Source organism: Bacillus inaquosorum, from assembly GCF_023238325.1.
GTDB classification, from domain to species: domain Bacteria; phylum Bacillota; class Bacilli; order Bacillales; family Bacillaceae; genus Bacillus; species Bacillus inaquosorum.
Genome location: NZ_CP096592.1, coordinates 1,289,851 through 1,313,195 on the forward strand (window position 1 = coordinate 1,289,851; position 23,345 = coordinate 1,313,195).

The following is a 23,345-nucleotide window of genomic DNA, read 5'->3' on the forward strand; positions in this document are numbered from 1 at the left end:
GATGCTACCTTTCCTCAGCTGGCTGAAGCCGATTGCCAGCCATTTTAGGATCTTCTTTTTCTTTTGTTTCTTCTTTGTTTTGATTTACATGGATCAGCAACATCACGAGAATGCCGACAACAAGCGTCAATCCCGCAATGCTCAAAAACATGCCGGGTCTGGACCATTGCATCAGGCGGCCGAAAATCGGAGGCCCGATGGCAACCCCTAAGAAACGAACCGATCCGTACAGCGAGGTCACAAATCCCCGTCTTTCTTTGCCGACAGCTCCGGTAATAAAACTGTTCACACAAGGAAGGACAAGGCCGGAGCCTATACTGCTCAGCACGAGAACGCTGATAAAGAGCACAAGATTCTCAATGAAAGACAATGCCGCATAAGAAACAGTCATAAACGCCAATCCGAGTACGATCAGCTTTTTCATTAATGATTGCTTTTGGCCGATTTTGCTTCCGGTTGTATAAGATGTCACACACATAACCAAAAGCGGGATTGCCAAAATCAAGCCTTTTTTGACGCCGTCGGTATCGTATGTTTTTTCTAAGACATCTGATAGATAAAACAGGATGCCGAATAAAGTAAACAAACAAGTTGCCCCTGCTAAATAAGCTGTAAACAGCCATCTGCCTTCATGTTTAAAAACACTTAACAGCCCTTTCGCATATTTTCCGATCGGGGGCGGTTCTTTTTCCTTTTTCTTTTCTTTAATAAAAATCCACGTCAGCACGATCGAAATGATACAAAACACCGGGAAGGCAAAAAACGCGCCATACCAGACAAGCAGGGCGATAAGCGAGCCGATGATCGGCGAAAGCACTTTCCCCATGCCGTTTGAAGCTTCAACGAGGCCGAGCACCTTGCTTTCCTGGGCGCCTTTAAACAGATCCCCCGTCAGTGCCATCGCAATCGGGCCGGTCCCGGCTGCCCCGATTCCCTGAAGCGCCCGTCCTGCCATGATCCAAGGGTATGCATTATCAAAAAAACCCGCCGCAAACCCGGCTAATAAGCCGCCGGCACCGTACAAAATTAAGCAAGGGATAATGATGATTTTCCTTGAGAATCTGTCAGCGAGATAACCGACAATCGGAATGGCAAACGCCGCAATCAAGGAAAATACTGTGATCACGAGACTGACTTGAAATTGTGATAAATGAAGTTCAGATTTCATTTTTGGCAAAATCGGAATAAGCATCGAGTTTCCAAGTGTTAATATTAAAGGGATTGAACCGATTGCAACAATCGTCATTCCGTTATTTTGTTTTGATGATTCCATCTCAGAGCACACTCCTTTTCTTCTGCTTAGAATGTCCCTGCTGGCTTCGTTTATTCAACGTTCAGACAGCAAAAAACCGAACAGAAAATACCTGTTCGGGAAAAAGGAGGGTTAACCGAGTGCCTGTGAAATTAACGAATATAGGTGTCCATTTTGGTCAGGAAGCCTCTTTTTCTGGTAAAGCATAAGCGGCGGCTCTGCGTCTGCGTGAAATCCCATTTCAATCAGTCTGTCATGAAGAGATGTGTGTTCACCCGGTATATCGATTCGCATCGGACTTTGTTTGCCGGCGGCCAGCCTGTTGATTATTCGTGCAGCAATGTCTGATGATGGAGCGACGATGGGGCCGAATTTCAGATTGGCCGGTGTCTGTACAGACAGGCCGTAGCCAATCAGCTGTCCCTTCTTGTTTCTGATGATGACACATTCTTCCGAAGTGGAAATAAGCTGCTGAAGAAGGTTTGATCGATCTCCGCCAAAGGCTGCCAGATCCGCTGCGGCTAAGTCTTGAAAGTCTTGTTCTCTAAAGGATGTCAGTTCAGCGTCAAGGTGCTTTGCAAAAGGTTGAAAACTGTGGCAGCTGTACTTTCGGACTGAACCCGCTTTATGAAAACCTGCTTTTTCATAAAGCGGCAAACCTTCTTTTGTGGCGCAAAGCCTGATGGCGGTGCTTTCATCCGTTTGGGTGATACACGCGTTTACCATCCGCCGCCCGAGACCGAGCCGTTTGTATTCTTTGTCGACGATGACGAGGCCGATAGAAGCAAGACGGCCAAACAAAAACAAGCCGATGCAGGAGATGATCTCCCCGCGGATGTTTTGATAACCGAAAAAGCGCCCTTGCTGGACCAGCAGTGCCAGCTCTTGTTCACCATAATCCGGCCACCCGGCCTGCCTGCAAAGCCGCAATAAGCCGGGGACATGTTCTTCATGAAGCTCAATCAGCTCATCCATTACGTCCATAAGATCACCTGCTTGTTCCGAGTTTTTTGCACATGACGATATGAGTGCCAATGCCGGGAATCTCAAACGGTTCGCCGCGTTCTTCCCAGCCAAGCTTTGCGTAGTAGCCTTTGACATGTTGTCTTGCATTGCACCAGACCGCCTGCACGCCTTTCTCTGCCAGTTTCTGCTCCGCGTGTTTGATCAGCATGCTCCCGGCTTTTTTATCGCGATATCCTTCAAGCGTCGCCATGCCTCTCAGCCGATACGCAGGGGATTCCGTTAATAATGGCTGATTTTGAGGGGAGAAAGAAGCAATGCTGATCAGTGTTCCTTCAAAAAACGCGCCGAGATGAAAAGAGCCTTCCGCATGATCCTGTTCATATTGGCATTGTTCGATGGATTGATGGGGGCGCAGGATACGGTGCCGGATTTCGTATGTATCTTCCGCGGAAATGGTTTTAACTTCGAGCATGATGTTCCTCCTCTAAAACCGATTTTTTATATCGTAACACGAATGCGGTAAAAAAAGACCGCCCGATTGGCTCAGGCAGTCATCTAGGTTTAATGCAAATAGATATTTTGGCGCTGCTCATCTTTTTGCTGGATATACGAAGTGAGCTCAGCGGTTAAGTCAGATCTGAGAAAAGGCGTAATCAAGTAGATGCCGTTAAACAGCTCGCATGCCGTGTCCAGCAGGGAGCGGGCAATCGCAAGGCCTTCCGCTTTTTGCTTCTCTTTATCTTCACCGGCGAGGGCCATTGTTTCGCGAATAGAGTCAGACAGCTTAATGCCCGGAATTTCATTGTGGATGAATTCAGCATTTCGGCTGCTTGTGAGCGGCATAATGCCGATATAGATCGGCGTCTTCAGATGCTTTGTTTCGTTATGGATATCGACAAGCTGCTGCTCGGAATAGACAGGCTGTGAAACAAAATAATCGGCCCCGCAATCTATTTTTTTCTCCAGCCGTTTTACCGCTTTATCCAGATGTCGGACGTTCGGATTAAATGCAGCGGCGACTGAGAAATTCGTTTTCTTGCCAAGCGGCTTTCCAGACAGGGACAGTCCTTCATTGAACTGTTTGATCAGCCTGATTAAATCAAAGGATGTTAAATCATAAACAGACGTTGCACCCGGAAAATCCCCGATTTTAGAAGGATCACCCGTAATGGCCAGTACGTCATTCAGCCCTAATGTATCAAGGCCCATTAAATGTGACTGTAAGCCGATAATATTTCGGTCACGGCACGTAATATGGACAAGGGACCGCATATCGAGCTGCTGCTTCACAAGGGCGCCGCAGGCAACATTGCTGATCCGCGGGGTAGCCAGTGAATTGTCAGCGAGCGTCAGGGCATCAATTCCCGCTTCTTTTAATTCAGCAGCAGCGGACAGAAATTTGTCAAAGCTCAATTTTTTCGGCGGGTCCAGTTCTGCGATGATGGAGCGTTTTTCCGCCGCGATCTCATTCAGGCCGGGCTCTGTCCGCTCGTGCTGAACGGAAATGAATTCCTTCGCCCGGGTTTTGACTTCTTTTTCCGTAATCGGAGCCAGCCCGCCAACTGCTTCCGCCATCGCCCGGATGTGATTCGGTGTGGTGCCGCAGCAGCCGCCGATAATCCGTGCGCCTTGTTTGCGAAATTCTGATGCGCTGTTTTGAAAATACGTGTCATCTGTTTCATAGACGAGCCGTCCCTCTTCAAGTGAAGGAAGACTGCTGTTCGGATAAACTGATAAGAACACGTCGTCAAAAATCGGCACTTCGCTGAGCGCTTCAATCATGTGATAAGGACCGAGCCGGCAGTTAATGCCGACGATATCAGCCCCGAGATCAGCAATCGATCGCAATGCTTCAGAAAGCGGCGTTCCGTCCTGCAGTACGCCTTGCTCGTGCATCGATACATTGAGCATAATCGGAAGGCTAGTCTCTTTGCGCGCAATTTTCAGCACTTCACGGGCTTCTTCCAAATCATAATACGTTTCTAACAGCAAGCCATCCGGTTCTTCATGCAGCAGCAGGTACAGCTGCTCGCGAAAGCTGCGTTTGATTTCGTCAAGGCTGTACGCGTTTTTATTAAATGTGCGGATGCCGCCCATCGTCCCAAGCACGTATGCATCGCCTGCTGAAGCCCGCGCGATTTTTACTGCCTCTTGATTCATTTTTTTAATGTCATCCTCAAGGCCGTGTCTCGATAATTTAATATAATTGGCCCCGTACGTATTCGTTTGAATAATGTTGGCTCCTGCCTCAACGTACGCTTTATGTATGCGCTGAATTTCCTCCGGCTTCGAAATGTTGAGCTCCTCAAAACACCTGTCAATGCCATAGGAGTAGAGGAGCGTCCCCATGGCGCCGTCACCGATTAACACCTGTTTTTGCAAATCTTCTAAAAGTCCCATTGTCTGCCTCCTTTATTCACATTCAGCAAGGAAAAAAAGAGAAATAAAAAAAGTCCTCTTAAGAAGAAGACTTTGTCAGTGATTTTGTCTCTTCTTATCTTCCAAGCTGTTCGAGCTTGCTGGATTTAGCACCTTGGTCATGGCTGATCGCCATTTACACCGGTTGCTGAAGCTTCGTCGGGCCAGTCCCTCTGCTTCTCTTGATAAGAACGGATATGAAGTTTTCGTATTCAGGAAATGCTAAAAGATGCCGGGCTTTTTCCCTTTCTCCAAATTTACCGAAAATAAAGACAATAATCAATAGGATTCAGAAAATTTATCTGAAATTTATAAATTGAACGTCAATCGGCAGATCTGCACCCCGCACAGCTGTAATAATCTGCTGCAGGTCATCCTTGTTTTTTCCAGTGACGCGCACTTGATCATCCTGCACCTGAGACTTTACTTTCAGTCCGGAGTTTTTGATGATCGTATTGATTTTTTTGGCGTTGTCTTTATCAATGCCTTGAACAAGCTTTGCGCGCTGGCGTACCGTTCCCCCTGATGCGTTTTCAACCTTGCCGTAATCAATGTTTTTTGTCGGTACATTTCGTTTTATTAATTTACTGACCAGCACATCTTTCAGCTGGCTTAATTTGAATTCGTCATCAGAAACGAGGACAAGCTCCTCTTTATCTAAAGAAATGTCGCTTTTGCTTCCTTTAAAGTCATAGCGTGTGCTGATTTCCTTCAATGCGATTTGGATCGCGTTTTGCACTTCAGGCAATTCCACCTTAGATACAATATCAAATGAACTTTCTTTTGCCATATGAAAACCTCCATAACATTTAACTTATGTGTTGATTATAGTAGAATAAAGAGAAACTTCCAACAGAACAAAGAATCAATTTGTGATGATTGGAAAAAATGTTAACAGAATCCGCAGAAAAATAAGCGGAACAGGAAGGACGATAGCATGAGACCAGGGCAGCAATTAACCTTGAGTATAGATCACCAAACTGACTTCGGTTACTTTTTAACCGACGGAGAAGACACGATTCTCTTACATAACAGTGAAATAACTGAGGATATCGAGGACAGAGACGAAGTAGAGGTCTTTATATACGTCGATCAGCAGGAAAGGCTTGCGGCCACGATGAAAATTCCGGTCATCAGCGCTGATGAGTATGGCTGGGTCGAAGTGGTGGATACAGTGGAAGATATGGGCGTTTTCGTTGATGTCGGTTTATCTAAGGACGCGCTTGTCGCAACCGAGCATTTGCCTCCGTACGAAGATGTCTGGCCGCAAAAAGGGGATAAGCTTTACTGTATGCTGAAGGTGACAAACCGGGGACGCATGTTCGCGAAACCAGCGCCGGAAGATATCATCAGCGAACTGTTTACCGACGCCACAGAAGATATGATGAATAAAGAGCTGACAGGTACGGTGTACAGACTGATCGCAACAGGTTCATTCGTCATCACGGACGACGGTATACGAGGTTTTATCCATCCTTCAGAAAGAAAAGAGGAGCCAAGACTCGGCTCAAGAGTCACGGGACGGGTGATTCAAGTCAAAGAAGACGGTTCAGTCAACATGTCGCTGCTTCCGAGAAAACAGGATGCAATGTCTGTTGATGCTGAGTACATTCTGACGTATATGAGAACAAGAAACGGCGCCATGCCGTACAGCGACAAAAGCCAGCCTGACGATATCAGAGAACGTTTTAACATGAGCAAGGCCGCCTTTAAACGCGCGCTCGGCCATTTGATGAAAAATGGAAAAGTGTATCAGGAAGACGGATGGACATACGAGAAAAAATAGCATGAAAAAGGCTCGCCTGCAGCAGGACTGCAGAGCGAGCCTTTTTTAGTTTAATTCATCAACCAGCGTTCTGATTGCCATTTCGCGATCGACATTGTCTGAAATCGCAATCGGCGTAATATCAATGGCAAGAATGATCAGAATCAGGGCACCGGCTGCAGCAACATAAGAAACATAATAGAAATAGTTAGCGGTATCGACCGTGTTGACGAGCTCGGCCTGAACTCTGGACGTATCATCCTTGGAAGCGGCGATTTCCTTTGCGGCTTCCACTTTTTCTTCAACGATTTGACCCGCTTTTTTCAGCAGTTCATCCACTTTCAATGCATCTTTGCTGTAAACAGCTTTCTTCAGGTTATCAAAGAAGTCAGCATCCTCTTTTTTAATATCAGCGACAACCTGATTGGCAAATGCCTTTGCCTCTTTTGTGTTGAGTTTGTCAGTCATGGCTTTATTGAAGACCTCTGGAAGCTGTTTGCCTACTTCCCCCTGAGCAAATACAAACCCTTTAAAAATTTCCTCACCTGAATACTCGAGCTGCTTTGCCTGTGCCACACTTTCTTGCTGCTTCACCAAAAACACAGTCGTCACCAATACAACCGACAAAAACACTAGAAACGCCTTCTTCAAACTGAAACCTCTCCCTTCTTTTGTTTTTTATTCCACAACAGTCTGCGAATATATGTAAATTGAATCGTGGAATCGATAGGAGTGAGATACAATATCAAAATGCCGGCCATGATAAGCGAGAAACTGATGAGGCCCAGCATGACTGCAAAAATCTCATGCATAAAAACAGCGATGATCAAAATCAATCTCCAATGCTTCTTCGGCGCGAACAGCGCCGCAAAGATGACAATCTGAACCAACAGCGTCCCCCATGTCGGAATCACCACGAACGGACTTGTCACAAATGGCTTCGTTAACGCCTGAAAAAAGCCGTTAAAGCCGATGGTTTTTTCCTGGGCGAAATAATAGACGGCTGTTCCGTCCACCCATTCCTGCTGAGACAGCTTAGCGACGGTAGAGTGAAAATAAAGCACCGCCACTTGGATTCTGATCACAAAATAAGAAATAAAAGCTGTAATTTTTCCAAGTGTTCTTTTGCCCTCTAGAGGACTCGTGCTCCAATGCCATTTTCTCGGATCGGTCAGCGTGATCGGGAGCAATAAAAAGGTCATGACAGCTGCTGCCTGCTCGCCTCCATCGATGACGATTAACGATGACTGCAAGCTGTAACTCACATACCAATGGAGAACACCGGTGATTCTGGGGCGCCAGCCAATCACGACAAGCACCAGAATGACAATGCAGACCCATCTGAGAAGATTTAACATCATATAGTTATTTTCGCCGAGGCAAAAGAGACTGAGATTCATTTTACAAGCAGGATAACTGCTGATTCCGCTCGCTGGCTTCATGATGAGGCTCGGATGATTGACGAGCAGCGTCAGCAGGCTGGATAGCGCAATGATGCTTCGCGCGAGGCCGTATACATTTGTCCACGGGTTTCTTTCGTCCCATCCGGTGATGGTCTGTTTTATGTTTTCGAGCATGAGATCACAACCTTGACTATGCTTTTTACCTGATAAGACGAAGGGGTGTATTTAGAATAGCTCCAAGGAACAATATCCTCTTTCGTCAAAAAGTAGCTGCCGCAAAGCAGCGGGCGGGGAGCGGGTGTTTTTAATTGCACGGTTTTGGCTTTGCTTTTGCAGGCGCCGAGGTCCTTTTCTTTACATGCTGTCCACTGTTCCTTGCCGACTTGGCTGTAGATGACGCCCATTTCAACGCCTTGAGATCTCCCATACCGATACAGGCCGAATAGATTATCAGCCCTCATATTGGGCCATCTGACCTTGGCGCTGGCATCTCCATCCTCATATAATCCGATCGCAGTATCACGCGGATTTTTGCTGAAAAAGCCCCAGCCCTGAGGAATGACGCTGGACATGAGAAATTTGGCGTCCTTTGTCAGCGGAATCGGGGTTGTCCCTAAGCTGCCAATAATAGAAAACAGAAATAACGAACCCCAAAGGACTGAAAAAATGACAAAAAATGATATCGATTTCTGCATTCGACTGCTCCTTTTAACCTCAAGAATCGTTTTTTCACTTTTCATAATATAAAAACATTTATGTAATAAAAAGGTTAAAAAGTATGAGAAATTCCATTTTTGTTAAATGGAAAAACAGGACCTTTTTCACTGCTATATGTGATTGATATATAGTGTTTTTTTCGATATATTTAAACCATGAAAACGAATCAAGTTAATGACCGCTGGATTGTTCAATTTCGAAAAGGGATTTTCGAGCTGGCCATCCTTTCCCTGCTGCGCTCTAAACCGATGTACGGTTATGAGCTGACGTCATCCTTAAAAACAACCTCGGCACTGGCTATTTCAGAGGGAGCGATTTATCCGATTCTGAAACGAATGACCGAGAAGGGATGGATCGAATTTTTTTGGGAGGATTCATTGGACGGCCCGAAAAGAAAGTATTACAAAATGACGCAAAAAGGAGAAGAAATGTTAAAAGAACGTTTGGAGAAATACCTGGAAACCCATCAAGCCTTACTGTCTTTATCGGAGGATTTGCTATGAATGCACAGCACATCATTGAGAGGTACATGGAGGAACTAAATGCAGAGCTGGCGAATATGCCTGATGTAGAGAGAGAAAACGCCATCTGCGAATTAAAGGGACATATAACCGCTTTCGTACAAGACAGAATCAAAGCCGGCCTTAGTGAAGAGGAACTGCAGGAAGCTGTTGAAACCGAATTTTCTCATCCGAAGGAGCTTGCCGAAGCGATGAGGGATGATGGGGGAGAGATGAAAAGGAGGGGGTCTTTATTGGGCAAAAGCTGGCTTTCGGTCCTTCTCATTGCCGCGATTATCGCCCTGCCGCTGCTGCCGCCCGATTACAGACATCTGCCGCTGGTTGTTTATTTAACGGTGCTCGCCGGATATGTGTGGAAGCGGAAAAAACTGATGATGTTTGCTGGCGTCAGAAAAAACAAATTGCGCTCTCAAAAGGAGATTGTCACGATTTCGCGAGTCGGTGCGGCTTATTTGCTGCTTTTGGCTGTGCTGCTTCTTTTGCAGCCGTTCCTCAATGCATCCGTCGTCCTGCTGCTGATTGCAGTAAGCTGCGCCGCTTTTTTTCTTTTTCTAAACGTCAAGTAATGTTGTAGGAGGCTCAAATATGGAAATCGGCATCAATTATCTGTTAATAGTCATCGCGCTTTTATTCTTTGTAGTTGCCTATTTTGTCGGGATCAAAAAACAAACGTGGATGCTGGCCGGATTTAATGAGGCCCGTATAAGGGATAAAGATCGGCTGGCCAGAATAGCAGGCTACTTTTTCTTGAATTCCGGTTTGTTCATTTTGCTGAATAGCTTTATCTCATTTCAAGGCCAGGAGCAGCTCATTCCGCCGCTTATTTTGGCATATGGAGCAGGGGTTATTATTTATGTCAATAAAAAATTAGTAGAGTAGAAAAAGAAGGGCAGAGTGAGATATCTCTGCCCTTCTTTTTTGGGGAAAATAAGAACGAAGCACCACATACAAGTATTTGTTTTTTTGATAGGATGAAGAAAAATGATAGATTCCAAAACAGGAAGGATGTGGTGTTTTGCGCAACCTAGCCAAGACGTCTCTATTGCTGGCCGGCTTATGCACGGCGGCCCAAATGGTTTTTGTAACACAGGCCTCAGCTGATCAAAGCATCAAATATGACAATACGCATCAAACCCCTTCATACATCATCGAAAAGTCATCACCGAAGCAAGCACAAAACACAACCCAAAAAGAATCGCTATTTTCCTATCTGAACAAGCATCAAACGCATTTTAAGCTCAAAGGGGATGCGAACAGCCATTTTCGCATTTCAAAAACAATAAAGGATCCAAAGACAAAACAAACGTTTTTTAAATTAACGGAAGTTTACAAAGGAATTCCGATTTACGGCTTTGAACAAGCGGTCGCAATGAAGGAAAACAAACAGGTGAAAAGTTTCTTTGGAAAGGTGCATCCGCAAATAAAAGACGTATCCGTCACACCGTCCATTTCTGAAGAAAAAGCAATACATACAGCGCGGCGTGAGCTCGAGGCTTCCATAGGGAAAATCGAATATATTGACGGGGAACCGAAAGGCGAATTATATATCTATCCGCACGACGGGGCATATGATCTTGCCTACCTTGTGAGACTCTCGACATCTGAACCTGAGCCTGGCTATTGGCATTATTTCATCGATGCCAAAAGCGGAAAGGTCATTGAGTCTTTTAACGCCATTCATGAAGCGGCAGGTACAGGAATCGGCGTCTCAGGTGATGAAAAAAGCTTTGAAGTCACAGAACAGAATGGGCGCTATTATTTGGCGGACGAAACAAGGGGAAAAGGGATCAATACGTTTGATGCGGAGAACCTGAATGAAACCTTGTTTACGCTATTGTCTCAATTGATCGGCTATACGGGCAAAGAAATAGTCAGCGGCACATCTGTATTTAAAGAACCGGCGGCTGTGGACGCACATGCAAATGCGCAAGCCGTTTACGACTATTACATCCAGACATTTGGCCGAAATTCTTTTGATCAAAACGGAGCAAGGATTACGTCTACCGTGCATGTCGGCAAACAGTGGAACAATGCGGCGTGGAACGGTGTGCAGATGGTATACGGTGATGGAGACGGCTCAACATTTAAGCCGCTGTCCGGATCGCTCGACATTGTCGCACATGAAATCACACACGCAGTTACGCAGTATTCCGCCGGTCTTTTATATCAAGGAGAACCCGGTGCGTTAAACGAGTCCATTTCCGACATTATGGGGTCGATGGCAGACCGTGATGATTGGGAAATCGGCGAGGATGTCTATACCCCGGATATTGCGGGAGATTCATTACGATCATTAGAGGACCCATCCAAGCAGGGAAATCCCGATCATTACTCGAACCGTTACACAGGAACAGAGGATTATGGCGGAGTCCATATCAATTCGTCCATCCACAATAAAGCAGCTTACCTTCTGGCAGAAGGAGGCGTGCACCACGATGTACAGGTTGAAGGGATTGGGCGTGAAGCATGTGAACAAATTTACTATCGGGCTTTAACATATTATGTAACGGCGTCTACAGATTTCAGCATGATGAAGCAAGCGGCAATCGAAGCGGCCAATGATTTATACGGTGAAGGCTCGAAGCAATCCGTTTCAGTCGAAAAAGCGTATAAAGCTGTCGGAATTCAATAAACAAACAAAAACAGTCAGGACATATGAGTCTGACTGTTTTTGTTTGCTTATTTTCTTAAAAAGAATATCGCCAATGTGCCGGGGCCGGCGTGCGAGCCGATTGCAGAACCGATCGAATGCATGATGATCTCTTTCGGCTTGAACGCATCCTCAATCAAGTGTTTCATGTCAGTGGCTTTTTCTTCGTTCGCGGCGTAGCTGATCCCTACGGTTTGATTGCTCCAATCATCCCCGCGCTCTTTCATGAGTTCGATGATCCGTTTGAAAAGTTTTTTCTGTCCGCGGATTTTTTCCAGAGGCACAAGCTTGCCGTCCTCCATCTGAAGCAGCGGTTTAATATTCAGCAGACCGCCGACAAAAGCGGATGTTTTTGAGATGCGGCCGCCTCTTGCAAGATACGTGAGATCATCCACGGTAAAAATGTGCTCAAGCTGTTCACAAAAGTTCTTTACAGACGTTTCAATTTCTTGTATTGTATTCCCGTTGATACAGAGATCGGCGGCATGCCGGACGGCCAAACCGTATCCTAATGAAGCACATTTGGAATCAATGACCCGCAAATCGAAATCGGGGAATTCCTCCTTCACTTCATTGGCGATCATCACAGCCGTCTGATACGTGCCTGAGAGGCCTGAGGAAAAGGCAATGTAAAGAGCGGGATCACCTGTTTCGGCATATTGCAAAAACACATTTTTAATCGCTTGCGGTGAGGCTTGGGACGTCTTAGGCGTTTCTCCATTTTGCATCGCATCAAATATTTGATCCGCATCAATCGTGACTGCATCTTCGAATTCTTTATCTCCGAGAGAAACTCTGAGCGGAATAAAGCCGATGCCGTTTTCTTCAAAATAAGAACGGGGCAGATCGGCGGCGCTGTCAGCGATGAGATGAACTGTCATATTGCTTCCCTTCTTTCCGTTATCGTTCGTTATCAAGAGAGTTAAGCCAACTATATCATATTAATTTGCCAAAATCGTGTTCAAATATTTGTTTTAAGGGAAAACATAATAAAGAAGAAAGAGCGGAGGAACATGCCATGGTTCTAGATCAAACAAAAAAATTACTCATCGTCATCATCGGCGCTTTACTCAATGCGGCCGGGCTGAACTTATTTTTGATTCCGGCAGATGTATATGCCAGCGGATTTACGGGTGTCGCCCAGCTTTTATCAAGCGTCATTGTGCAATACGCCCCCTTTTACATATCGACGGGAACGCTCTTGTTCCTCTTAAACATTCCGGTCGGTATTTTAGGGTGGCTGAAGGTCGGCAAATCGTTTACGGTGTACAGCATTCTAAGTGTCGCACTGACTACTGTGTTTATGGGGATCCTGCCGGAAACAAGCCTGTCACATGACATTTTGCTGAACGCGGTGTTCGGCGGCGTTATTTCCGCTGTCGGTATTGGCTTAACATTAAAATACGGCGCTTCGACAGGCGGGCTTGATATCGTCGCCATGGTGCTTGCAAAGTGGAAGGATAAACCCGTCGGCACGTATTTCTTCATTCTGAACGGGATTATCATCTTGACGGCAGGATTATTGCAAGGTTGGGAGAAAGCATTATATACCCTGGTTACACTGTATGTGACAACGAGGGTGATCGACGCTATTCACACCCGCCACATGAAGCTTACGGCAATGATCGTGACGAAAAAAGCGGACGAAATCAAAGAAGCCATTTACGGAAAAATGGTGCGCGGCATCACAACTGTTCCGGCCAAAGGCGCCTTTACGAATGAACAGAAAGAAATGATGATTATCGTCATCACAAGGTATGAACTGTACGATTTAGAGAAGATCGTCAAAGAAGTTGATCCGAAAGCATTTACGAACATTGTTCAAACGACTGGGATTTTTGGTTTCTTTAGAAAAGACTGACGAAAGCAGGTGGAAGTCGTGAAACGGCTGCTTGTGATGCTCCTGCCCGTGCTGCTTTTGATAGGCTGCGGGAAAGATGAGCAGACAGAACCCGATAAGGAGGTATCAGGCGGAATGGAGAATCAAGAGGTTGTTTTATCTGTTGACGCAATTCAGGAGCCTGAACAAATCAAGTTTAACATGTCGCTGAAGAACCAAAGCGAACGTGCTGTCGAGTTTCAATTCAGCACAGGACAAAAATTTGAACTTGTCGTGTATGATTCTGAGAACAAAGAAAGATACCGTTATTCGAAAGACAAAATGTTTACGCAGGCTTTTCAAAACCTGACGCTTGAGCCTGGAGAAACATATGATTTCTCTGATGTGTGGAAGGAAGTCCCTGAGCCCGGAACCTACGAGGTGAAGGTGACATTTAAGGGCAGAGCGGAGAATCTGAAGCAGGTTCAGGCTGTTCAGCAGTTTGAAGTCAAATAAGAGGCTATGGCGAATCGCCATAGCCTTTTTTTATTGAAGTTTGTCCAGCTGATCCTGAAATTGATGGAGCTGGCGACGTTCCGCATCTGTCGAGTTGGCATACGCAGAAGACACAGCGTTTTTGGCTCTCAGAATCGCTTGCTCCTGATCGCCTTCCTCAAAGCCGTTTGTCACCATGACAGCCTGTTGAACAAATGATTTTGCCTGCTGAAACAGTTCGTTTCTCATTTAATATTCAACCTGTCTTTCGGCCGAGTCTCGTGCCGCGGCATGCTGGTGAGCTTCTTCTAATGTAGACCGATATGGAAATCTAGCGGCGTGTAGCCCGATGGAGTCTTTACCCTGCTGAATAAACCTTCTGGATTTGCTTCGTTTACCCATTTTGAGACTGCCCCCTTCCATACTTTGACGAGATGAGTCGTCTTCAATAGTATGGTGGGGCGAAGTAAGGTTTATGAGTGGGAAAAATTAATACGGACCGGCCTTTAAAGGGAGAAATATTCTTTCAAAAACCTTGCCACGCCGTCTTCTTCATTTGCAACTGTTGTTCGGTTTGCAATCTGCTTGACCGCATCAATTCCATTTCCCATGGCAACGCCGCAGCCGGCGAATTCAAGCATCTCTAAATCGTTATCCTCATCGCCAAAAGCAATGATCCGTTCCCTTGGCACGCCGTAATAATCGCTGATTTTCTGCAGGCCGACCGCTTTGTTCATACCGCTTTTAATAATTTCAATGACGTGCCACGGCGCGGCCCATCTTCTATGATCGATCACCTCGGCATGCACATCTGATAAATAGGAGCGTATTGCCTGCACATCTTCTTCTTTTGCGTGAATGAGTACGGATGTAACATCCTCACCGAGATTTTCCCGCAAGTCTCCGACCGTCACCTTCGTTGTGTTCATGTTAAAGGCATCAATCAGATGCTCATCATGGTAATGAAAGTACACGTCGTCAATGACTTCAGCAAGCACATTATGTACGTTGTAGTTCTCGCTGATATCCACCAGCTGTTTGACAACATCAAGCGGCAGCGAGGTATGATACCGTCCCCAGCTGTCGTCCTGCGGATGATGGACAAACGCTCCGTTAAAATTGACAATCGGCGTTGTCAGCTCCATCTGCTGGTAGTACATGGAGCTTGAACGGTACGGACGGCCTGTTGCGATGCAGACATAATGCCCGTCATCTTTTAGGCGCTGTATGGTCTGAAGGGTGTTTTCTGATATGGTTTTATCATCCTTTAATAGCGTTCCATCTAAGTCTAATGCGATTAAATAAGGTTTTGTCTCCATGAAAAGCTCCTTTTACCTTAGATTTTGCTTGTTTTGCCTTAATTACAGTGTAGCTTTTTACCATCTTTATTGTCTACATGTTACACTTATGATTATGGTTATCCTAAGGAGGTGCACATTGTGATTCAAATTGAAAATCAAACCGTTTCCGGTATTCCGTTTTTACATATTGTAAAGGAAGAGAACAGACACCGCGCTGTTCCTCTCGTGATCTTTATACATGGCTTTAGAAGCGCAAAGGAACACAACCTTCATATTGCTTATCTGCTTGCGGAGAAGGGCTTCAGAGCCGTTCTGCCGGAGGCTCTGCACCATGGTGAACGGGGAGAAGAAATGGCTGTTGAAGAGCTGGCCGGCCATTTTTGGGACATCGTTCTCAACGAGATTGAAGAGATCGGCGTACTCAAAGCTCATTTTGAAAAAGAGGGCCTGATAGACGGCGGCCGCATCGGGCTTGCAGGCACGTCGATGGGCGGCATCACAACGCTTGGCGCATTGACTGCTTATGATTGGATAAAAGCCGGCGTCAGTCTGATGGGGAGCCCGAATTACGTGGAACTGTTTCAGCAGCAGATTGACCATATTCAATCTCAGGGCATTGAGATCGATGTGCCGGAAGAAAAGGTGCAGGAGCTGATGGAGCGTCTCGAATTGCGTGATCTCAGCCTTCAGCCGGAGAAACTGCGCCAGCGCCCGCTATTATTTTGGCACGGCGTAAAAGATAAAGTCGTGCCTTACGCGCCGACCCGGAAATTTTATGACACGATCAAATCCCACTATAGCGAGCAGCCGGAACGCCTCCAATTTATCGGAGATGAGCACGCCGACCATAAAGTCCCGCGGACAGCTGTGTTAAAAACGATTGAATGGTTTGATACGTACTTATAAAGCACTAAGTTATTAACAAGAGCTGAATTTACGTTATACTGTAGAAAAAAGGAGTGAAGGAACATGGAAGAGGCATTAAAAGAAAACATCATGGGCGCCCTGGAACAGGTTGTCGATCCTGAGCTTGGCGTTGATATCGTGAACCTTGGTTTGGTATACGATGTTGACATGGATGAAGACGGCTTAACGCACGTGACGATGACACTGACATCAATGGGCTGCCCTTTAGCGCCAATTATCGTTGATGAAGTGAAAAAAGCGTTAGCGGACATTCCGGAAGTAAAAGAGACGGAGGTTCACATTGTGTGGAATCCGCCTTGGACAAGAGATAAAATGTCCAGATACGCGAAAATCGCGCTTGGCATTCAATAAAACAAAACAAAAGAGGACAGCCTGACATGTGAGGCTGTCTTTTTTACAGCTGAAAGGAGTGAAAGGAAATGATGTACCTGCTTGCTGTCCTATGCCCGCCGCTCGCTGTTTTGTTTTCGGGAAAACCGTTTCAGGCATTGCTGAATCTCATATTGACCTGTATCTTTTGGCTGCCGGGCGCGATTCATGCCTGCTTTATCGTCGCCGACCGCCGTGCCGAAAAACGGGCAAGAAGATAATCTGGAAAAATGAGGGCGCGGACATGGTATAATGGTCATAAAAAACAGCAGGGAGAGCGCCATGAAAAAGAAATTGCTTGCATTCGCGCTTTGTACAGGCGCGTATGCGGCCCTGTTTGCGTACTCTGTGCATTCAGATCAAAAAACAGACACAAGCGAGATGACGGATGTCAGCCGCCTGATGCCTGTAAAAATTAAGCAGACAGTGAAAGGGCAGGAAAAGGAAACGCTCATTGACACAGTCAAAGAAGCAAATCGAAAAAACATAAAGATCTCAATCGCCGGGGCACAGCACTCCATGGGCGGCCATACATATTATGAGGACGGCATCGTTCTCGACATGACAGGCTACAACAAAATCCTGTCACTTGATCAAGAGAAGAAAACCATCAGAGTGCAAAGCGGTGCGACGTGGAATGACATACAGAAATACGTGAATCCATACGGACTCGCGGTAAAAGTCATGCAGTCACAAAATATTTTTACAATTGGGGGATCTCTCAGCGCCAATGCCCACGGACGTGATATCCGCTACGGCTCGCTGATTGATACAGTCAAATCATTTCGGCTTTTAAAAGCGGACGGAACGATCGTCACCGTTACTCCAAAAGATGATTTGTTTACGGCAGTCATCGGAGGGTACGGTCTTTTTGGTGTGATTCTTGATGTAACGCTTGAGCTGACGGATGATGAGCTGTATGTCATGCAGACTGAAAAAATGAATTACAGCACATACGCAGACTATTTTACAAAGCACGTAAAAGGCGATCCGGATGTCCGAATGCATTTGGCGCGAATTTCAACAGCGAAAAAAGGATTTCTGAAAGACATGTATGTCACGAATTACATATTGGCTGATCATCAGGATGAGCTGTCATCATACAGCGATCTTAAAAAAGACGAGTATACGGGAGTCACAAAGTTTGCACTCGGTTTGTCAAGACGGTATGAATGGGGCAGAAATTGGCTGTGGGACACGCAGCAATCCTATTTCCTGAGCCAAAACGGCACAATGATCTCACGCAATAACGTCATGCGGTCCGAATCAAAATTTCTCGAATATAAAAACAATGACAACACAGATGTCCTGCAAGAATACTTTGTGCCGGTAAAGGAGTATGCGTCCTATATTGACGACCTGAGACAAACGCTGTCGGCCGAGGACTTGAACCTGCTGAACATTACGCTCCGCTACGTGCAGAAAAATGAAAAAGCCGACCTCTCTTATGCGAAGGATGATATGTTTTCGCTCGTGCTTTTAATAAACGAAGGCTTTTCAAAAGAAGACCAGGCAGACACTGCCCGGATCATTAGGCGCATGACCGACGCTGCCATCAAGCACGGCGGCAGCTATTATCTGCCGTATATGACTTATCAGACAAAAGCGCAAATGAGGCAGGCGTATCCGAAAAGCGAAGCGTTTTTTCAGAAAAAACGTATGTATGATCCGGATGAGCGCTTTATGAATTATTTTTATCAGAGGTATAAATAATGGGGAAAAACAAATTAAAATGGCTGACATTATCACAAAGCAGCGTGTTTTTCGCAAGCAGCTTAATCTTTCCGTTTTATATTCTGTTTGTGAAAAACATCGGCTCAAGCTACACACAGTTCGGTTTTTCCTACGGATTGTTCGGGCTGAGCGGGGCGCTCATTTATCCGCTGCTCGGACGGCTGTCTGAAAGGCTCGACAGCCGCTATTTTCTGCTTGCGAACTCTTGGGGCATGGCTGTGCTGCTTTTGTATGTCCCGCATATCGGAAGCGTCGTTCAAGTGTATATCGTTCAAGTGCTGTTAGGGCTTTTTGGAGCGATGCAAAAGCATGGAGAAAAAGTGCTAATTGCCGACTTTACAGATAACGGAGAACGCGGAAAGAAAATTGGAAATTACCACTTTTGGACTGCGGTCTTTTCAGCGGCAGCTATTATGCTCGGCGGCTTTCTCGCCGACTTTTTTACGGTGCAAATGATTTTTTATGCAAGCTCTATTCTTTATTTCTTGAGCGGTTTAATGATGATGAAAACAGGCTGACGCGGTCAGCCTGTTTTTTTATGCGGTTGAGAAAAGCGAGAGATCAACGTTTTCTGCTGCAATAGCGCCATTTTTTCAGATCGAATTTTTTATTGAACAGAAAATTTACAAATGAATAAAAATATTAAATATACGATTGAATTGATTTTTATTCATGTTATAATGTTAAATAATTTCACAAAGACCAAGAAGGTGAACTTGTTTTGAAAATAGGAATTGTAGGCGCTACAGGTTATGGAGGCACCGAACTTGTCAGGATTCTCTCGCATCACCCTCATGCAGAGGAATGTATACTTTATTCATCCAGCGGTGAAGGGAATGTCTATAGCGAGGTTTATCCTCATCTTACCGGCTTAGCCGATCAGAAGCTGAAGCCCATTGATATGAATACGATCAAACACGAAATAGATATCATGTTTCTTGCTGCGCCGCCCGGGGTATCAAGTGAATTGACTCCGCAGCTGGCAGATGCGGGAATTCCGGTTATTGATCTGTCAGGTGATCTGAGGATACAAGAGCCGGCTGAATATGAAAAGTGGTATAAACGGACAGCGGCACCGAAGAAAGTGATTCATGAGGCGGTTTACGGCCTGGCGGAACTGAATCAAAAGCAAATTCAACAGGCGAAACTCATCGCTAATCCGGGCTGTTTTCCAACTGCTGTTTTGCTCGGCCTCGCGCCATTGGCTCAAAAGAAGCTGCTCAATGAGTCTTTCGTTATCGTTGACGCAAAGACCGGTGTTTCCGGGGCGGGAAGAAAAGCATCCATGGGAACTCATTTTTCTGAGCTGAACGATAATTTTAAAATTTATAAAGTCAATGAACACCAGCACACGCCGGAAATTGAACAGGCGCTGAAAGATTGGCAGGCGGGGCTCGGGCCTATTACATTTTCGGCTCACTTGGTTCCGATGACAAGGGGCATCATGGCGACGATGTATACGCAATTAACAACTTCTGATCTATCGGCAGATGACCTGCATGATTTATATTCGGAATTTTACCAAGATTCATATTTTGTGAGAGTAAGGCCAAAAGGGCAATATCCGCAAACGAAGGAAGTGTACGGCAGCAATTTCTGTGATGTCGCTGTTACCCTCGACGAGAGAACGAACAGAGTCACGATCGTCTCGGTAATCGATAATTTAATGAAGGGTGCCGCCGGTCAGGCTGTGCAAAACTTTAATTTGATGAATGGCTGGAATGAAGAGACCGGGCTCACCATGACGCCAATTTATCCATAGAACGGGAGAGAATCGAACCATGATTCAGTTAAGTGAAGATCAAATTGTAAAAGTAACAGGTGATGTATCCTCGCCAAAAGGGTTTCAGGCAAAGGGTGTGCATTGCGGGCTGCGCTACTCGAAAAAAGACCTCGGCGTCATTATCAGCGAGACACCGGCAGTAAGTGCCGCAGTTTATACCCAAAGCCATTTTCAGGCTGCTCCGATCAAAGTCACACAAGACAGCTTAAAGCATGGATCAGCATTGAAAGCCGTCATCGTCAACAGCGCCATTGCCAATGCCTGCACGGGAGAACAGGGCTTAAAGGATGCATACGCAATGCGGGAGAGCCTTGCTTCACAGCTTGGCATTGAGCCGGAGCTTGTCGCTGTTTCATCAACGGGCGTCATCGGCGAACATTTAGACATGGAAAAGATTCAGGCAGGCATCGAGCTGCTGACACAAACACCTGCGGGATCAGGAGATTTTGAGGAAGCGATTTTAACAACCGATACGGTGATCAAGCAGACGTGCTATGAGCTGACAATCGGCGGCGAAACAGTCACGATCGGCGGAGCGGCTAAAGGCTCCGGAATGATTCACCCGAACATGGCAACGATGCTGGGGTTTGTGACAACAGATGCGGCAATCGAAGAAAAAGCGCTGCAAAAGGCGCTTCGCGAAATCACTGACGTTTCATTTAACCAAATCACAGTTGACGGTGAAACATCCACGAACGACATGGTCTTGGTCATGGCAAACGGCTGCGCGGGAAATGAGTGCCTGACGGAAGATCATCCAGACTGGCCGGTCTTTAAAAAAGCACTCTTGCTGACTTGCGAGGATTTGGCTAAAGAGATTGCCAGAGACGGAGAAGGCGCGACAAAACTAATCGAAGCCCAAGTGCAAGGTGCAAAAAACAATCTTGATGCAAACGTGATTGCCAAAAAAATAGTCGGCTCAAGTCTCGTGAAAACGGCGGTCTACGGAACAGATGCCAACTGGGGACGCATTATCGGAGCCATCGGGCACAGCGCAGCTCAGGTGACGGCAGAAGAAGTAGAGGTTTATCTGGGGGGCCAATGCCTGTTTAAGCATAATGAACCCCAGCCATTCTCTGAATCTCTCGCCAAGGAATACCTTGAAGGAGATGAAATCACCATTGTCATCAAGATGGATGAAGGTGACGGGAACGGTAGAGCGTGGGGCTGTGACCTGACCTACGACTATATCAAAATTAACGCGAGCTATCGCACGTAATAAAGGGGAGCGCAATGAAGAAAACAATCGTTTTTAAATGTGGGGGAAGTGTCATCCGTGAGCTGTCGGAGGAATTTTTTCATAACCTGAAAGAACTGATGGCGTCAGGATGGAAACTGGCGATCGTGCACGGCGGCGGCCCGGAAATCACAAATATGCTGAAACGGTTAAATATCAAAACCGAGTTTTCGGGAGGGCAGCGAAAAACAACGAAGCCGGTGCTGGAAGTGGCTGAAATGGTTTTATCCGGTTCTGTTAACAAATTTTTCGTTGCCGAGCTTGCCAAACACGGACTGCGAGCCGCAGGCATCTCTGGTAAAGACGGCGGTCTTTTGGAGGCGGATTATCTCGATCCGGAAACATACGGGGAAGTCGGAGAAATCAAAAAGGTCGATGCATCCATGGTGAACGCGCTGATGGAAAAGGGCATCATTCCTGTTATTGCGCCGCTGTCTATGACGAGTGACTGCAAGACGCTGAATGTGAATGCCGATCTGGCTGCTTCAGCAGTCGCCGGAGCGCTTGAAGCTGATAAGCTGATGTTCGTCACTGATGTCGATGGGATCATGAAGGAAAAGCAGCGTCTCGACGTCCTGACCCCTGAGGAGGTTCAAGTGCTGATCAAACAGGAAGTAATCACAGGGGGAATGATTCCGAAGGTCAATTCAGCCTTGTCGGCTTTATCAGATCAGGTGTCTGAAGTCATGATTGTAAACGGAAAAGGATCATTCTTCACAGACCAAACCTTTCAAGGAACAAAAATCGTCAAAGCAAAGGAGGCTGTTTCATGAGCAGCTTATTTCAAACCTACGGCCGCTGGGATATTGATATCAAAAAAGCAAAGGGGACGTACGTTGAGGATCAAAACGGCAAAAAGTACCTCGATTTCATTCAGGGGATTGCGGTATCTAACCTAGGCCACTGCCATGAAGCGGTCACAGAAGCAGTCAAAAAACAGCTCGACAGCGTATGGCACGTATCCAACCTGTTTCAAAACAGTCTACAGGAGCAAGCGGCACAGAAGCTGGCGGCGCACAGTGCGGGAGATCTCGTTTTTTTCTGCAACAGCGGTGCGGAAGCGAATGAAGGCGCGATCAAGCTCGCCCGAAAAGCAACTGGAAAAACGAAAATCATCACTTTTCTTCAGTCGTTTCATGGACGCACGTATGCAGGGATGGCTGCGACCGGACAGGATAAAATCAAAACAGGTTTCGGCCCGATGCTGGAAGGTTTTCATTACTTGCCATACAACGATCCTTCCGCCTTTGAGGCTCTTAGGGAGGAAGACGGAATAGCCGCGGTGATGCTGGAGACAGTGCAGGGAGAAGGCGGAGTCAATCCGGCGAGCGTTGAATTTTTAACAGCTGTACAGTCGTTTTGCAAGGAAAAGAAAGCTCTTCTGATCGTTGATGAAATACAGACCGGCATCGGACGGACGGGAAAGGGCTTCGCATACGAGCACTTCGGACTCTCGCCGGATATCATCACAGCCGCAAAAGGATTGGGAAACGGCTTTCCAGTCGGCGCTGTCATCGGAAAGAAACAGCTGGGAGAAGCGTTTACCCCTGGTTCTCACGGAACGACTTTCGGAGGAAATATGCTGGCGATGGCTGCTGTGAATGCCACATTACAAATTGTATTCCAGCCTGACTTTTTGCAAGAGGCTTCTGACAAAGGGACATTTTTAAAAGAACAGCTTGAGGCTGAGCTAAAGAGCCCGTTTGTCAAACAAATACGCGGGAAAGGATTAATGCTTGGAATTGAGTGTGATGGCCCGGTTGCTGACATTATTACTGAATTGCAGACATTAGGCTTGCTTGTATTGCCGGCCGGCCCGAACGTCATTCGGCTGCTGCCGCCGCTCACCGTGACAAAGGATGAAATAGCAGAAGCTGTCAGCAAGCTGAAACAGGCAATCACTCATCATTCCGCTGTAAACCAGTAATTTTTTTTCGGTATGAAAGTATAAAAATTCATTTTTATAATTAATTATTCATCAAGAGGTG

27 protein-coding genes, 1 pseudogene and 1 riboswitch are annotated in these 23,345 nt (G+C 46.2%); of the genes and pseudogenes, 16 read left to right on the forward strand and 12 right to left on the reverse strand.

The features are described 5' to 3' along the window. Positions 1-4 precede the first annotated feature (4 nt). The 5 genes from M1M80_RS06180 to M1M80_RS06200 form a co-directional block, all read right to left on the reverse strand. On the reverse strand, positions 5-1,273 hold the full coding sequence (locus M1M80_RS06180; RefSeq protein ID WP_060398350.1) for an MFS transporter: 1,269 nt from the start codon (positions 1,271-1,273) through the stop codon (positions 5-7). 111 nt (positions 1,274-1,384) lie between these two features. Next, positions 1,385-2,236 carry a GNAT family N-acetyltransferase gene (locus M1M80_RS06185; protein WP_060398351.1) on the reverse strand — a complete coding sequence of 284 codons (852 nt, stop codon included), beginning with the start codon at positions 2,234-2,236 and terminating at the stop codon, positions 1,385-1,387. Positions 2,237-2,240: 4 nt separating this feature from the next. Beyond that, entirely contained in the window at positions 2,241-2,690 is a 450-nt protein-coding gene (locus M1M80_RS06190) for a GNAT family N-acetyltransferase (protein WP_060398352.1), read from the reverse strand. Between the two features lie 89 nt (positions 2,691-2,779). After that, positions 2,780-4,618, reverse strand: a complete 1,839-nt coding sequence (locus tag M1M80_RS06195; RefSeq protein WP_060398353.1) for a bifunctional homocysteine S-methyltransferase/methylenetetrahydrofolate reductase — start codon at positions 4,616-4,618, stop codon at positions 2,780-2,782. A gap of 91 nt (positions 4,619-4,709) precedes the next feature. Beyond that, positions 4,710-4,828, reverse strand: a riboswitch (SAM riboswitch). A gap of 106 nt (positions 4,829-4,934) precedes the next feature. Then, positions 4,935-5,426, reverse strand: coding sequence for a YajQ family cyclic di-GMP-binding protein (locus M1M80_RS06200; RefSeq protein WP_003239368.1), 492 nt, complete (start codon positions 5,424-5,426; stop codon positions 4,935-4,937). Positions 5,427-5,524: 98 nt separating this feature from the next. On the opposite strand from M1M80_RS06200, the pseudogene M1M80_RS06205 reads away from it, so the two are divergent. Continuing rightward, positions 5,525-6,422 (forward strand): annotated as a pseudogene (locus M1M80_RS06205) (CvfB family protein). Positions 6,423-6,467: 45 nt separating this feature from the next. Here the strand turns inward: M1M80_RS06205 and M1M80_RS06210 are convergent. Genes M1M80_RS06210 through M1M80_RS06220 form a run of 3 tightly spaced genes read right to left on the reverse strand, consistent with a single transcriptional unit; the run spans position 6,468 to position 8,499 of the window. After that, positions 6,468-7,052 carry a sporulation delaying protein family toxin gene (locus M1M80_RS06210; RefSeq protein ID WP_003239365.1) on the reverse strand — a complete coding sequence of 195 codons (585 nt, stop codon included), beginning with the start codon at positions 7,050-7,052 and terminating at the stop codon, positions 6,468-6,470. Further along, complete coding sequence (locus M1M80_RS06215) at positions 7,049-7,978, reverse strand: sporulation-delaying protein SdpB family protein (protein ID WP_019258031.1); 930 nt, start codon at positions 7,976-7,978, stop codon at positions 7,049-7,051. The genes M1M80_RS06210 and M1M80_RS06215 overlap by 4 nt, the downstream gene beginning before the upstream one ends. Further along, a complete protein-coding gene (locus M1M80_RS06220) occupies positions 7,963-8,499 on the reverse strand; it encodes an SdpA family antimicrobial peptide system protein (RefSeq protein ID WP_003239361.1) in 537 nt (178 codons plus the stop codon). Before M1M80_RS06220 ends, M1M80_RS06215 begins: the two co-directional genes overlap by 16 nt. Before the next feature lie 177 nt (positions 8,500-8,676). On the opposite strand from M1M80_RS06220, the gene M1M80_RS06225 reads away from it, so the two are divergent. From M1M80_RS06225 to M1M80_RS06240, 4 genes are all read left to right on the forward strand, one after another. After that, entirely contained in the window at positions 8,677-9,024 is a 348-nt protein-coding gene (locus M1M80_RS06225) for a PadR family transcriptional regulator (protein WP_003239360.1), read from the forward strand. Next, the gene (locus M1M80_RS06230; protein ID WP_060398355.1) at positions 9,021-9,608 is read left to right on the forward strand and encodes an HAAS signaling domain-containing protein; all 588 of its coding nucleotides are present in this window, start codon (positions 9,021-9,023) and stop codon (positions 9,606-9,608) included. Before M1M80_RS06225 ends, M1M80_RS06230 begins: the two co-directional genes overlap by 4 nt. Before the next feature lie 19 nt (positions 9,609-9,627). Beyond that, entirely contained in the window at positions 9,628-9,921 is a 294-nt protein-coding gene (locus M1M80_RS06235) for a DUF3784 domain-containing protein (protein WP_003239356.1), read from the forward strand. 136 nt (positions 9,922-10,057) lie between these two features. Further along, positions 10,058-11,674 (forward strand): M4 family metallopeptidase, encoded by a 1,617-nt coding sequence (locus tag M1M80_RS06240; RefSeq protein ID WP_060398356.1) that lies wholly within the window; start codon positions 10,058-10,060, stop codon positions 11,672-11,674. 47 nt (positions 11,675-11,721) lie between these two features. On the opposite strand, the gene M1M80_RS06245 is transcribed toward M1M80_RS06240, so the two are convergent. Next, positions 11,722-12,573 (reverse strand): DegV family protein, encoded by an 852-nt coding sequence (locus M1M80_RS06245; protein ID WP_060398357.1) that lies wholly within the window; start codon positions 12,571-12,573, stop codon positions 11,722-11,724. Positions 12,574-12,710: 137 nt separating this feature from the next. Between M1M80_RS06245 and M1M80_RS06250 the strand changes: the two genes are divergently transcribed. Together M1M80_RS06250 and M1M80_RS06255 are read left to right on the forward strand one after the other, a co-directional pair. Further along, a complete protein-coding gene (locus tag M1M80_RS06250; protein ID WP_003224514.1) occupies positions 12,711-13,553 on the forward strand; it encodes a YitT family protein in 843 nt (280 codons plus the stop codon). Positions 13,554-13,571: 18 nt separating this feature from the next. Beyond that, a complete protein-coding gene (locus tag M1M80_RS06255; protein ID WP_003239350.1) occupies positions 13,572-14,027 on the forward strand; it encodes a BsuPI-related putative proteinase inhibitor in 456 nt (151 codons plus the stop codon). Positions 14,028-14,057: 30 nt separating this feature from the next. On the opposite strand, the gene M1M80_RS06260 is transcribed toward M1M80_RS06255, so the two are convergent. The 3 genes from M1M80_RS06260 to yitU form a co-directional block, all read right to left on the reverse strand. After that, positions 14,058-14,255: a DUF3813 domain-containing protein gene (locus M1M80_RS06260; protein ID WP_003239348.1), complete on the reverse strand. Its 198-nt coding sequence runs from the start codon at positions 14,253-14,255 to the stop codon at positions 14,058-14,060. Continuing rightward, the gene (locus M1M80_RS06265) at positions 14,256-14,408 is read right to left on the reverse strand and encodes a hypothetical protein (protein ID WP_003239346.1); all 153 of its coding nucleotides are present in this window, start codon (positions 14,406-14,408) and stop codon (positions 14,256-14,258) included. It abuts the gene before it with no gap. A gap of 104 nt (positions 14,409-14,512) precedes the next feature. Then, a complete protein-coding gene (yitU, locus tag M1M80_RS06270; protein WP_060398358.1) occupies positions 14,513-15,325 on the reverse strand; it encodes a 5-amino-6-(5-phospho-D-ribitylamino)uracil phosphatase YitU in 813 nt (270 codons plus the stop codon). A gap of 120 nt (positions 15,326-15,445) precedes the next feature. Between yitU and M1M80_RS06275 the strand changes: the two genes are divergently transcribed. From M1M80_RS06275 to M1M80_RS06315, 9 genes are all read left to right on the forward strand, one after another. Continuing rightward, positions 15,446-16,213, forward strand: a complete 768-nt coding sequence (locus M1M80_RS06275) for a prolyl oligopeptidase family serine peptidase (RefSeq protein WP_060398359.1) — start codon at positions 15,446-15,448, stop codon at positions 16,211-16,213. Between the two features lie 63 nt (positions 16,214-16,276). Next, the gene (locus M1M80_RS06280; protein WP_003224525.1) at positions 16,277-16,585 is read left to right on the forward strand and encodes a metal-sulfur cluster assembly factor; all 309 of its coding nucleotides are present in this window, start codon (positions 16,277-16,279) and stop codon (positions 16,583-16,585) included. 68 nt (positions 16,586-16,653) lie between these two features. Further along, on the forward strand, positions 16,654-16,824 hold the full coding sequence (locus M1M80_RS06285) for a YqaE/Pmp3 family membrane protein (RefSeq protein ID WP_003232996.1): 171 nt from the start codon (positions 16,654-16,656) through the stop codon (positions 16,822-16,824). A 61-nt stretch (positions 16,825-16,885) separates the two neighbouring features. After that, the gene (locus M1M80_RS06290; protein WP_060398360.1) at positions 16,886-18,316 is read left to right on the forward strand and encodes an FAD-binding oxidoreductase; all 1,431 of its coding nucleotides are present in this window, start codon (positions 16,886-16,888) and stop codon (positions 18,314-18,316) included. Then, positions 18,316-18,855: an MFS transporter gene (locus M1M80_RS06295; RefSeq protein ID WP_060398361.1), complete on the forward strand. Its 540-nt coding sequence runs from the start codon at positions 18,316-18,318 to the stop codon at positions 18,853-18,855. The genes M1M80_RS06290 and M1M80_RS06295 overlap by 1 nt, the downstream gene beginning before the upstream one ends. Before the next feature lie 203 nt (positions 18,856-19,058). Then, complete coding sequence (gene argC, locus M1M80_RS06300; protein WP_060398362.1) at positions 19,059-20,099, forward strand: N-acetyl-gamma-glutamyl-phosphate reductase; 1,041 nt, start codon at positions 19,059-19,061, stop codon at positions 20,097-20,099. Between the two features lie 19 nt (positions 20,100-20,118). Next, on the forward strand, positions 20,119-21,339 hold the full coding sequence (gene argJ, locus M1M80_RS06305; RefSeq protein ID WP_060398363.1) for a bifunctional ornithine acetyltransferase/N-acetylglutamate synthase: 1,221 nt from the start codon (positions 20,119-20,121) through the stop codon (positions 21,337-21,339). A 14-nt stretch (positions 21,340-21,353) separates the two neighbouring features. Then, on the forward strand, positions 21,354-22,130 hold the full coding sequence (gene argB / locus M1M80_RS06310; RefSeq protein ID WP_003239329.1) for an acetylglutamate kinase: 777 nt from the start codon (positions 21,354-21,356) through the stop codon (positions 22,128-22,130). Continuing rightward, positions 22,127-23,284: an acetylornithine transaminase gene (locus M1M80_RS06315; RefSeq protein WP_060398364.1), complete on the forward strand. Its 1,158-nt coding sequence runs from the start codon at positions 22,127-22,129 to the stop codon at positions 23,282-23,284. Before argB ends, M1M80_RS06315 begins: the two co-directional genes overlap by 4 nt. Positions 23,285-23,345: the final 61 nt, after the last annotated feature.

Bases quoted from the DNA above. Each gene is read 5' to 3' on its own strand.
- M1M80_RS06180 (WP_060398350.1), bottom strand. From the start codon at position 1,273: ATGGAATCATCAAAACAAAATAACGGAATGACGATTGTTGCAATCGGT.
- M1M80_RS06185 (WP_060398351.1), bottom strand. From the start codon at position 2,236: ATGGACGTAATGGATGAGCTGATTGAGCTTCATGAAGAACATGTCCCC.
- M1M80_RS06190 (WP_060398352.1), bottom strand. From the start codon at position 2,690: ATGCTCGAAGTTAAAACCATTTCCGCGGAAGATACATACGAAATCCGG.
- M1M80_RS06195 (WP_060398353.1), bottom strand. From the start codon at position 4,618: ATGGGACTTTTAGAAGATTTGCAAAAACAGGTGTTAATCGGTGACGGC.
- M1M80_RS06200 (WP_003239368.1), bottom strand. From the start codon at position 5,426: ATGGCAAAAGAAAGTTCATTTGATATTGTATCTAAGGTGGAATTGCCT.
- M1M80_RS06215 (WP_019258031.1), bottom strand. From the start codon at position 7,978: ATGCTCGAAAACATAAAACAGACCATCACCGGATGGGACGAAAGAAAC.
- M1M80_RS06220 (WP_003239361.1), bottom strand. From the start codon at position 8,499: ATGCAGAAATCGATATCATTTTTTGTCATTTTTTCAGTCCTTTGGGGT.
- M1M80_RS06225 (WP_003239360.1), top strand. From the start codon at position 8,677: ATGAAAACGAATCAAGTTAATGACCGCTGGATTGTTCAATTTCGAAAA.
- M1M80_RS06230 (WP_060398355.1), top strand. From the start codon at position 9,021: ATGAATGCACAGCACATCATTGAGAGGTACATGGAGGAACTAAATGCA.
- M1M80_RS06235 (WP_003239356.1), top strand. From the start codon at position 9,628: ATGGAAATCGGCATCAATTATCTGTTAATAGTCATCGCGCTTTTATTC.
- M1M80_RS06245 (WP_060398357.1), bottom strand. From the start codon at position 12,573: ATGACAGTTCATCTCATCGCTGACAGCGCCGCCGATCTGCCCCGTTCT.
- M1M80_RS06250 (WP_003224514.1), top strand. From the start codon at position 12,711: ATGGTTCTAGATCAAACAAAAAAATTACTCATCGTCATCATCGGCGCT.
- M1M80_RS06260 (WP_003239348.1), bottom strand. From the start codon at position 14,255: ATGAGAAACGAACTGTTTCAGCAGGCAAAATCATTTGTTCAACAGGCT.
- M1M80_RS06265 (WP_003239346.1), bottom strand. From the start codon at position 14,408: ATGGGTAAACGAAGCAAATCCAGAAGGTTTATTCAGCAGGGTAAAGAC.
- yitU (WP_060398358.1), bottom strand. From the start codon at position 15,325: ATGGAGACAAAACCTTATTTAATCGCATTAGACTTAGATGGAACGCTA.
- M1M80_RS06280 (WP_003224525.1), top strand. From the start codon at position 16,277: ATGGAAGAGGCATTAAAAGAAAACATCATGGGCGCCCTGGAACAGGTT.
- M1M80_RS06285 (WP_003232996.1), top strand. From the start codon at position 16,654: ATGATGTACCTGCTTGCTGTCCTATGCCCGCCGCTCGCTGTTTTGTTT.
- M1M80_RS06290 (WP_060398360.1), top strand. From the start codon at position 16,886: ATGAAAAAGAAATTGCTTGCATTCGCGCTTTGTACAGGCGCGTATGCG.
- M1M80_RS06295 (WP_060398361.1), top strand. From the start codon at position 18,316: ATGGGGAAAAACAAATTAAAATGGCTGACATTATCACAAAGCAGCGTG.
- argJ (WP_060398363.1), top strand. From the start codon at position 20,119: ATGATTCAGTTAAGTGAAGATCAAATTGTAAAAGTAACAGGTGATGTA.
- argB (WP_003239329.1), top strand. From the start codon at position 21,354: ATGAAGAAAACAATCGTTTTTAAATGTGGGGGAAGTGTCATCCGTGAG.
- M1M80_RS06315 (WP_060398364.1), top strand. From the start codon at position 22,127: ATGAGCAGCTTATTTCAAACCTACGGCCGCTGGGATATTGATATCAAA.